The sequence below is a fragment of the Chryseobacterium sp. MFBS3-17 genome (assembly GCF_020687745.1).
Classification (GTDB): domain Bacteria; phylum Bacteroidota; class Bacteroidia; order Flavobacteriales; family Weeksellaceae; genus Marnyiella.
Map to the genome: position 1 here is coordinate 239,200 of NZ_JAJEWK010000008.1, position 8,844 is coordinate 248,043.

7 protein-coding genes are annotated in these 8,844 nt (G+C 41.8%); all 7 read left to right on the top strand.

The window, feature by feature from the left end:
- Positions 1-82 precede the first annotated feature (82 nt).
- The 7 genes from LKO26_RS06600 (at position 83) to LKO26_RS06630 (ending at position 8,551) form a co-directional block, all read left to right on the top strand.
- Positions 83-2,233 (top strand): peptidylprolyl isomerase, encoded by a 2,151-nt coding sequence (locus tag LKO26_RS06600; protein WP_227587059.1) that lies wholly within the window; start codon positions 83-85, stop codon positions 2,231-2,233.
- A gap of 118 nt (positions 2,234-2,351) precedes the next feature.
- Entirely contained in the window at positions 2,352-3,302 is a 951-nt protein-coding gene (locus LKO26_RS06605; RefSeq protein ID WP_227587060.1) for an MlaD family protein, read from the top strand.
- A gap of 12 nt (positions 3,303-3,314) precedes the next feature.
- On the top strand, positions 3,315-4,640 hold the full coding sequence (locus tag LKO26_RS06610) for a 4Fe-4S dicluster domain-containing protein (protein ID WP_227587061.1): 1,326 nt from the start codon (positions 3,315-3,317) through the stop codon (positions 4,638-4,640).
- Between the two features lie 193 nt (positions 4,641-4,833).
- A complete protein-coding gene (locus tag LKO26_RS06615; protein ID WP_227587062.1) occupies positions 4,834-5,619 on the top strand; it encodes a (Fe-S)-binding protein in 786 nt (261 codons plus the stop codon).
- Between the two features lie 62 nt (positions 5,620-5,681).
- Complete coding sequence (locus tag LKO26_RS06620) at positions 5,682-6,173, top strand: hypothetical protein (RefSeq protein WP_227587063.1); 492 nt, start codon at positions 5,682-5,684, stop codon at positions 6,171-6,173.
- Positions 6,174-6,733: 560 nt separating this feature from the next.
- Positions 6,734-7,726 carry a GNAT family N-acetyltransferase gene (locus LKO26_RS06625; protein ID WP_227587064.1) on the top strand — a complete coding sequence of 331 codons (993 nt, stop codon included), beginning with the start codon at positions 6,734-6,736 and terminating at the stop codon, positions 7,724-7,726.
- A 141-nt stretch (positions 7,727-7,867) separates the two neighbouring features.
- On the top strand, positions 7,868-8,551 hold the full coding sequence (locus LKO26_RS06630) for a hypothetical protein (protein ID WP_227587065.1): 684 nt from the start codon (positions 7,868-7,870) through the stop codon (positions 8,549-8,551).
- Positions 8,552-8,844: the final 293 nt, after the last annotated feature.

The window sequence follows — 8,844 nt, forward strand, 5'->3', positions numbered from 1 at the left end:
ATATAAATATAGGACGGATATTATGGTAATTTCTTAAAAATGTGTATTTTCGCAGACTGATAAAAAATACTAATATTATACGATGGCAATTTTAGGCGAAATAAGAAAACGACCAATTTTACTGATGGGGATTATTGCCCTGGCACTACTTGCGTTCCTTGTAAATCCGGATACTTTCGATAAGCTTTTTGGTAAAGACCCGAATATTTTGGGTAAGGTGAATGGCGAAAAAATTACAAGAGAAGAGTATACTGACCAGTTGTTTGTACTGCAGCAGCAGGCACAACAGCAGGGACAGCCTGCAACAGGGCTGGAAGAGCAGGCCTGGCAGATGATGGTGCAGAGTAAACTGATTAAGCAGGAATTTGACAAAATGGGACTGGAAATGACCGATGATTTCTTCTGGAATCAGTTACAATACGATCCTATGTTTGCCCAGAATCCTCAGAATTTTGATGAAAAAGGAAACTTCAGACTGCAGGAAATCAAGAAACAGGTTGCAGATCTGGAGGCTGCAGGAGATATTCAGGGGCTGAATCAGTGGGCTAAAGTGCGCAAATCCATAGAATACCGCATGATGGCGCGTCAGCTTTTTGGCAATATCACCGCAGGAATGACCACCGGTAAAAAAGAAGCGGAACTGATGATGAAGTATAAGGATAATCTGGCCGATATCGATTACGTAAAAGTAGATTATGCAGATTATCTGAAGAAATATCCGGTTAAAGTAACCGTAGAGGATCTTACCGCCTACATTAAACAACATCCGAATACCTATAAAGCAGATCCCAGTGTAAACCTTGGAGTCGTGTTTTTCCCGGCACAGGCCAGCGCAGAAGATGACGCTGCAGTTCAGAAGGAAGTCAACAATTTGCTTTCCGGATCTACAGACATCGGCGGGGTATCAGAAAACTTTCAGAATACCAAAAGTGATTCTCTTTTTGTAATGCTGAACTCTGACATGCCTTTTGATAACAGATATCTGAGCGAAATGGAACTTCCGCCTTCCATCAGAGACTGGACCAAAACGGCATCTGAAGGTCAGATCACCGGTCCTTACAAAGAACAAAACCTCTATGTACTGACCAAATTGCTGGACCGTAAACCCGCAGATTCGGTTTTATCCAAACATATATTAATCGCTTACCAGGGTGCTGAGCGTTCTACAGCTACCAGAACCAAAGACGAAGCGAAGAAAATGGCCGACAGTATCTATGCGGTAATCAAAGGAAATTCTGCAGCATTTGCAGACGGACTTAAGGTTTCAGACGAGCCGGGAGCAGTAGAGCGAAACGGAAGCGTAGGCTGGGTAACCCCGTCTTCACCGTTTGACCCTGCTTATCTTGCGTTCCTGATGAATAATCCAAAAGGAGCTACAGGCGTTCAGGAGTCTAATTTCGGATATCATATCATCAATATAGAAGATAAAAAATCCGGTGCCATGAGCTACAAAATGGCTCATGTTGTAAAAGCCGTAATGCCGTCAGACCAGACCGAAGCAGAAGTAGATAAAAACGCAAGACGTTTTATACAGCAGGCACAGGGCAAATCATTTAATGAATTTGCAAACCTGGCCAAAAAGAATAATTACAACTTCAGCAACCCGAAAAATGTAAAACGTTTCGAAGGAAATATCCAGGGTCTGGGAACTCAGGAAGACAGTGAAATCATCAAATGGGCTTTTGATAAAAAACGTACCAAGGGAGATACAGAATTCTTCGTGGTAGATGGTACGGGAGACCGTGTGGTGGTAATGCTGAATGGCAAACAGGAAAAAGGACTTGCAGATCCGGAAATGGTGCGCGACCAAATAGAACCGATTGTAATGAACCAACTGGCCGCCAAAAAAATTACAGAAAAAATAAATGCTGCCAAGGCCGGAAATCTGGATCAGGTTGCAAAATTATTTACTACTACAAAACAGACGGCACAGGTGAACCTTCTGCAGCCTGTAGTAGGAGGAGCTATGGAACCGAAAGTAGCAGGAGCCGCTTTTGGCGTGGCTAAAGGAAAACTCTCTATGCCGGTAGAAGGAAGTACCGGTGTCTATATGCTGGTGAAAAAATCTGAAACGGTAAACAAACAGCCGGGAGACATCAAGGAGATGACGGAGTCCATTACCAGCCAGAATGCCAACTTCTTCGGACAATCCTTCATCAGAAGCCTGCAAGACAATGCAGACATCAAGGATTATAGAATTGAAGTCTGGGACAAAGGGGTACAGATGCAGTAAACCCGAATAAAAGTATAAACAAGAGCGGCCCCGCACGGAGCCGCTTTTTTTGGTTGCTGATTAATGGAGAGATGAAGTAGAAAAATCTTATATTTGCTGCTACAAATTAGAATTGTAAATGAAGTTTTCAAAAGAAATAAAAGCAGGCGTTATAGCCCTGATCTCTGTCATTGGTTTTGTTCTGGTATTTCAGTTCATGAAAGGAAAAAGTCTGTTTACCACAGATAACATCTTTTACGCAGTATATGACAATGTGCAGGGAGTAGAGCCGGCCAGTAAAGTGTCCATCAACGGGCTGAAGGTTGGCCGGGTAGATCACATCAATCCTGTGACTGCCAAAAACGGAGCAGTGCATTTCGTGGTAGCCATTGCAGTAGACCGCGATTTTAAAGTGGCTAAAAATTCTGAAGTGGAAATCTTCGAGCCGGGACTGATGAGTGCTAAAGAACTGCGCATCAACCTTGCCTATGACGGACCCATGGCCAAAGACGGCGATACACTGAAAGGCAGCCAGGAATTATCGATGCTCAGCAACATCGGTCAGCAAGTAGGGCCGGTGAAAGATCAGTTGCAGGTAGTACTGAAAAGGGTAGATTCTCTCATGGTCAATGCCAACGCCATTACCGATGCGCAAAACCGGGCCGAAATTCGTGCACTGCTGTCTAATCTGAACCGTACCGTAGCTTCATTTGAAAGCACTTCCCGGCAGGCCAATGCGCTGGTGGCCAATAACGATCCGCGGGTGCAAAAAATGCTGGACAATGCCAATCTGGCCACCATCAGTGCCCGTTCTACTATTGATAAATTTGGAAATGTAGCAGATGAGGTAGATGTACAGAAACTGAATACCGCCATAGATAAACTCAGCCTCACGGCAGATAAGCTGAGCGGTGTTGTGAGCGGCATACAAAATGGCGAGGGATCATTAGGTAAAGTCATGAAAGATGAGGAACTTTACAATAATTTGAATAACGCCTCCAATAATCTGAATCAACTCATTGAAGATATGAAAGCCAATCCGAAACGATACATTAACTTTTCGGTATTCGGCAAAAACGCTAAAGACTAAAACCCTATCAATATGCAATATATTGACAATATTATTTTCGTAATTCTTCTGGTAGCCGGTTTCGGACTTTTCTTCAGAAGCCTGAAAGAAATTTACCGCAATATACTACTGGGCAGGAAGATAAACCGTACAGACCAGCCTGCCGAACGCTGGAAAACCATGGCGCTGGTAGCCCTGGGTCAGAGCAAAATGGGCAAAAGACCGGTGGCGGGACTGCTGCATATCTTTGTGTATGTAGGTTTTGTCATCATCAATATTGAACTTTTAGAAATCATCACAGACGGAATCTTCGGAACCCACCGCTTTCTGGCCGGCATTCTGGGCGAAGGATTGTACAGCGCATTTACTGCCGTGCTGGAGGTTCTGGCGCTGCTGGTGGTTATAGCTGTAGTCATTTTCTTCATCCGGAGAAATTTTTATGGTGTGAAGCGACTTACCATGAAGGAACTCTTCGGTTGGCCAAAGAATGATGCCAACTGGATTCTGATCATTGAGTTCGCACTCATGATGGCCTTCTTTACCATGAACGCCTCAGACTGGGCGCTTCAACAGAAAGGAGTGTATGCGGTACACGGCAACTTCCCGGTAAGTTCAGCCGTATTCGGTCCTCTTTTCATGGGTCTGGGCGAAACTGCACTTACCGTACTGGAAAGAGGAGCGTGGTGGTTTCACTTCGTGGGTATTCTGTTCTTTATGAATTACCTGTATTATTCCAAGCACCTGCATATTTTGCTGGCTTTCCCGAATACATGGTTTGCAAATCTGGAACCGAAAGGAAAATTCAACAATCTGGATTCGGTAACGAAGGAGATTAAACTGATGATGGACCCCAACGCAGATCCGTACGCCGCACCCGCCGAAGGTGAAGCAGATGTTCCGGAAAAATTCGGGGCGAGTGATATTTTTGACCTGAATCAGGTGCAGTTGCTCAATGCCTACACCTGTACCGAATGCGGACGCTGTACTGCCGTGTGCCCGGCCAATATTACCGGCAAGAAACTCTCGCCGCGCCGCATCATGATGGCTACCCGTGATCGCGTGGAAGAAGTGGCCAGGAACATCAATAAAAACGGAAAATTTGAAGATGACGGCCGCCAGTTGCTGGATGATCATATTACCCGCGAGGAACTCTGGGCCTGTACCACCTGCAATGCCTGTGTAGAGGCTTGCCCGGTGCTTATAGATCCACTGTCCATTATATTTGAAATGCGCAGATTCCTGGTGATGGAGCAGAGTGCTGCACCGCAGGAACTGAATCTGATGATGACCAATGTAGAAAACAACGCTGCCCCATGGCAGTATAACCAGGCAGACCGGCTGAAGTGGGCGTCTGAGTAGTGGGGAATGAATGTAACAATGGAGCAATGGAGCAATGGAACAATGGATCAATGTAGCAATGCGACAATGGAGGAATGGAACAATGGAACAATGAATAATCTCACAATGCAGCTGTTGACCAGTACAGGGATGGAGCATGACGAGAGGGACGGAGTGAAGGGTCTGAGCAAATATTGAAAATGTATAAACAATTATGGATTTCACGATAAAAACAATGGCAGAATACGCTGCCGAAGGAAAAGCTCCGGAAGTATTATTCTTCGTGGGCTGTGCCGGGAGTTTTGATGACCGGGCAAAGAAAATTACCAAAGCATTGTGTAAAATTCTGCACAAAGTAGGCGTAGAATTTGCCGTTCTGGGTCAGGAAGAAAGCTGCAACGGAGATCCTGCCAAGCGCGCCGGAAATGAGTTCATCTTCCAGATGATGGCGCTTACCAATATTGAAATCATGAATGCGTATGAAGTGAAAAAAATTGTGACGGCCTGTCCGCACTGCTTCAATACGCTGAAAAATGAATACCCGGCGCTGGGCGGCAATTACGAGGTCATGCACCATACCCAGTTCCTGAAAAAACTGATGCAGGAAGGTCGCCTGAAGATAGAAGGCGGAAGTTTCAAAGGAAAGAAAATTACCTTCCATGATCCGTGCTATCTGGGCCGCGCCAATGACGAGTATGAGGCACCCCGCACCTTGCTGGAGAAACTGGACTCCGAACTGGTAGAAATGAAACGCTGCAAGTCCAATGGTCTGTGTTGCGGTGCTGGCGGCGCACAGATGTTTAAAGAGCCGGAGAAAGGCAATAAAGATATTAATGTGGAGCGTACAGAAGAGGCGCTCAGTGAGAATCCCCACATCATTGCAACCGGTTGTCCGTTCTGCAATACCATGATGACCGACGGGGTGAAGCACTTCAATAAAAACGAGGAAGTAGCCGTAAAAGACATTGCCGAACTGCTGGCAGAAGCAGAAGATCTGTAAGAAATCGAGCCAAAAAAGCGTGTTCCGGCATGTCCGCCAACCTTTAAAATAAGTACAGAAAAATGAAAATAGAAGAATCCAATATAGTAGAAACCAATGATTACCGGGTGATTATTTATCCGGCATCCCGACCGTTCACACCGCGCGAAAGCAAGGCCATTACAGAGAAACTGTATGATTTCCTGGCTACGTGGGCGGCGCACGGCAAACCACTGTCTTCCTCTTTCAAGATAGAGAAAAACCAGTTTATCGTGGTGTGTGTAGACGAGGAAAAAGAAATGGCTTCCGGCTGCTCCATAGATGAACTGGGCGGAATTATGCGCGCACTGGATGGGGAATATGAACTGGGATTGTTTGACCGCATGAAGGCCAGTTTTGTAGAGAACGGTGAAGTGAAAACCATGAAGCTGCAGGACTTCCGGAACGGACTGAAGGAGGGAAGCATCTCCCGGGACATCGAAGTGTTTGATTTCTCCAAAAATACCTATGTGGCCTTCCTGAGCGATTTTCTGCTCCCGCTAAGCCGCAGCTGGGCCGGCATTTACATCAACTAAAAAAATATCATCAGCCCCTTCACTTCCGAAGGGGTTTTTGCTTCCGCTATGGCTTTGGAGAATCGTGCTGTACCGGTGTTTTTCAGGAGCTGTTTCCCGCTTTCCGCTGTATCTTTTCCGGTGACGGCGGCTCCGCGCCGTCACCGGAAAAGGATGCCGCTGCAATCGGGGCTATGGGTGTGGATGCATCAGGAACGGGGTGTCCGGAAGGCATGTTGGGACTTGTTGTACGGAATTGCAGGTGCGAAGCCGAAGATTGAGGTTCAGGGCAGAACAGGGGAGTGCGGGTCAGACTTTGAGAGATTAAGAGGGTTCAAGAATAAAAAAATGATGGGCACCTCTAATGCGCGTTTTGTATTGTAGATTTATATATGCGCAATTTTTCAGAGGTAAGACAATACCAATTACGCAATTGTAATAATGCACTTAAATGATAGATAAACAGCTTGTTGATTTTTTATAACGATGTTGTACTGAATTTGATAAAAAAGTTGTATAATTGCGTATATTTATGAGTTAGCGGTCAGCTTAACAAAAACGAACCAACAAGAGATTAGAAAATGGAAATCTTAAAAGCAAAGAATATAGATGAAAATCAATTTCAGCAAATAAATGATCTTTGGAACGAAGAATATCCGATTAATCTTAAGAATAGATTTGGTTTATTATTGGAAGGTGTTAGTAATTACAACCATTATCTTATTGAAGAAAATAATCAAATTTTAGCTTGGGCTGTTGACTTTGAAAAAGATAACGAAACAAGATTTTCAATTATAGTTAATAAAAAACACCAAAGAAAAGGTCTAGGTAGCTTACTAATCGATAGACTTAAAAAAGATTTAGGAGAGTTCTATGGTTGGGTTATCGACCACAACAATGACATAAAGGAAAATGGAGAATTTTATCAAACGCCTATATCATTTTATAGAAACAACGGTTTTGAAGTTTTAATTGATGAGCGAATTGACAGTGAAATAATAAAGGCAGTAAAAATAAAAAGTAAGATAAAAGTGTTTTCTGAAACAGAGCGATTTATATTAAGAGAGATACTTCCAACTGATGTTGATAAACTTTTTGAACTTGACTCTGACCCAGAAGTTCACAGATATTTAGGGAACAGTCCAGTAACAGGCAAAGACCAAATCATTGACGTAATAAATTTTATAAGACAGCAATATGTTGACAATGGAATTGGACGTTGGGCCATTATTGACAAAAAAACAAACGACTTTATCGGTTGGACAGGGCTAAAATTCGTAACTGACTTGACAAATAACCACAAAAATTATTATGACCTTGGCTACCGACTTATTAAAAAATATTGGGGACAAGGAATTGCGACAGAAACAGCACTTGCTTCTTTGAACTATGCTTTTGATAAATTAAATGCTGACGAAGTTTATGCTATGGCAGATTGTGAAAATGACAGCTCAAACAAAATCTTAAATAAAATTGGACTTTCATTTATTGAAACGTTTGACTTTGATGGAATTAAACACAATTGGTATAAAATAGACAAAACAGAATATAAAAACAAAAAGCCGAACCGCTAACAAGGTATTGCCAAAAGCGGGGCTGAACGGCTTCGATTGGGCATTTGTGCAAGGTTCAACATTCGTTCTTCGATTGAACTTTAGTGCTAAAAATCCCCGCCTTCGGCAATACCCAAAACGTTATACGACATTTTCCCTAAAATGACCGAGCAAAAATTAAAAGAATATTTTGAAAATAAAATTACGATAGATGAACTTAAATCTGACGTAAAAAATAGTCAAACTAAAACTGGTTTTGACACAACAAGCGTTTATATAAAACAAATCGAAGAAGGTGAATTTATAATTCAAAAAGAACATTTAATTAAGTTATGTGAAGATTTCATTTCTAAAAAAATTGACAGCGTTGATTTGAATATAATTGCTTTTTCATTAATAGCCTCAGATTTTTTTGATTGGAATGAAGATGAAATTAGTAATGTAATATTTGATTGGGACAATCCAACAATTGGTTATGACATTAATACAAAAAATGTCCAATTATGGAAGGATTATCTTGAAAATGGAAAATATAATTTGGACAAAAACGAATTAAAAGAAAAATTTAGAAGTAAGGGAAGGTTTCTAAATCTATATCAACAAATTGACCAGATTTTGTGGGAAGATTGGGATCGGATTGGGATAAATGAAGATGCTCCAAGAGATGAATATCAGAGTTATACTCCAATTTTTCTCAAATTAGTTAAATCAAAATCTGATTCAAAAATAATTGCTGAGAAACTTTATGAAATTGAAATAGAAAAAATGGGGCTTCCAGGAAATTTTAATAACTGCCTAAAAGTTGCAGAAAAAATCATAGATATATACAAGAAAAACGTCGTATAACAGCACCTTGGCAAAATAGCGAGTTAAGTCAAAATTTAAAGTCAGAACTTTTTTGTCGCAATCGCTATTTTTATTTTTTAATTTGTTAAATTTAAAAAATAAAAATGCGTTGCTCAGTTTTGGCAATATTAGAAGTTTTCGTGATTTAATTCGCTACTTCGCCAAGCTGTAAAACGTTATGTGAGATTTTGAGAAAACATACCGAAGAAAAAATATTAACGGAATTTAAGAAACACAATATTTGTATTTTGTTTTTCGTTAACAATAAAAATCTATTAAAATACCTTTAATGT

Coding starts and splice junctions, on each gene's coding strand:
- LKO26_RS06600 (WP_227587059.1), top strand. CDS start 83: ATGGCAATTTTAGGCGAAATAAGAAAACGACCAATTTTACTGATGGGG.
- LKO26_RS06620 (WP_227587063.1), top strand. CDS start 5,682: ATGAAAATAGAAGAATCCAATATAGTAGAAACCAATGATTACCGGGTG.
- LKO26_RS06625 (WP_227587064.1), top strand. CDS start 6,734: ATGGAAATCTTAAAAGCAAAGAATATAGATGAAAATCAATTTCAGCAA.
- LKO26_RS06605 (WP_227587060.1), top strand. CDS start 2,352: ATGAAGTTTTCAAAAGAAATAAAAGCAGGCGTTATAGCCCTGATCTCT.
- LKO26_RS06610 (WP_227587061.1), top strand. CDS start 3,315: ATGCAATATATTGACAATATTATTTTCGTAATTCTTCTGGTAGCCGGT.
- LKO26_RS06615 (WP_227587062.1), top strand. CDS start 4,834: ATGGATTTCACGATAAAAACAATGGCAGAATACGCTGCCGAAGGAAAA.
- LKO26_RS06630 (WP_227587065.1), top strand. CDS start 7,868: ATGACCGAGCAAAAATTAAAAGAATATTTTGAAAATAAAATTACGATA.